Origin of the sequence: Streptomyces sp. NPDC127084, assembly GCF_042724175.1 — a bacterium.
Lineage (GTDB): Bacteria > Actinomycetota > Actinomycetes > Streptomycetales > Streptomycetaceae > Streptomyces.
The window spans coordinates 386-1,254 of the sequence record NZ_JBHXFA010000316.1 but is presented as its reverse complement, the minus strand read 5'-3'; the positions used below and the strand labels follow the sequence as shown (position 1 = coordinate 1,254).

At 67.2% G+C, this 869-nt stretch carries 1 protein-coding gene; it reads left to right on the top strand.

Annotation, left to right across the window (positions count from 1 at the left end):
- A partial coding sequence (locus ACFWI9_RS33700) for an FG-GAP-like repeat-containing protein (protein ID WP_387168958.1) occupies nt 1-869 on the top strand: 869 nt, incomplete at both ends.

The window sequence follows — 869 nt, the reverse complement described above, 5'->3', positions numbered from 1 at the left end:
GGTAGGTGACTTCAACGGCGACGGCGACCAGGACCTGGCCACCGCCAACGCTGCCGTGAATACGGTGTCGGTGTTGGTGAATAATGGTGACGGCACGTTCGCCGCCCCGGCCGACTACCCCACCGGCAACGGCCCGCGCTCGGTGGCGGTGGCTGATCTGGATGGTGACGGTGCCCTGGACCTGGTCACCGCCAACTCCCTCGCCGATACGGTGTCGGTGCTGGGGGGTAATGGTGACGGCACGTTCGCCGCCCCGGTCGACTACCCCACCGGCGACGGCCCGCGCTCGGTGGCGGTGGGTGACTTCAACGGCGACGGCTACCTGGACTTGGCCACCGCCGACACTCCTGCGGACACGGTGTCGGTACTGCTCAACACCACCGCCCTCCCGGTGACGCCGGTGATCACCAGCCCCGCCAACGGGGCCACGATCAATGACAGCACTCCGACGTTCACCGGTACCGGTGGCCCCGGTGACACCATCACGATCACCGACGAGAACGACACCGTCATCTGCACCGCCATCGTCAACGCAGCCGGGAACTGGACCTGCACCGCGCTCGCACCGATCCCGGACGGCCAGCACACCTTCACCCCCACCGCCACCAACCCCCAGGGCAGCACCACCGGCCAACCCGTAACCGTGACCATCACCACCACCACCCCTCCAGTGACACCGGTCATCACCAGCCCCGCCAACGCATCCACAATCACCTGCGACACACTCCCCCACCCATACCCCCACACCGCAACTACCCGCAGAGGCTGCACCCTGACGTTCACCGGTACCGGTGGCCCCGGTGACACCATCACGATCACCGACGAGAACGACACCGTCATCTGCACCGCCATCGTCAACGCAGCCGGGA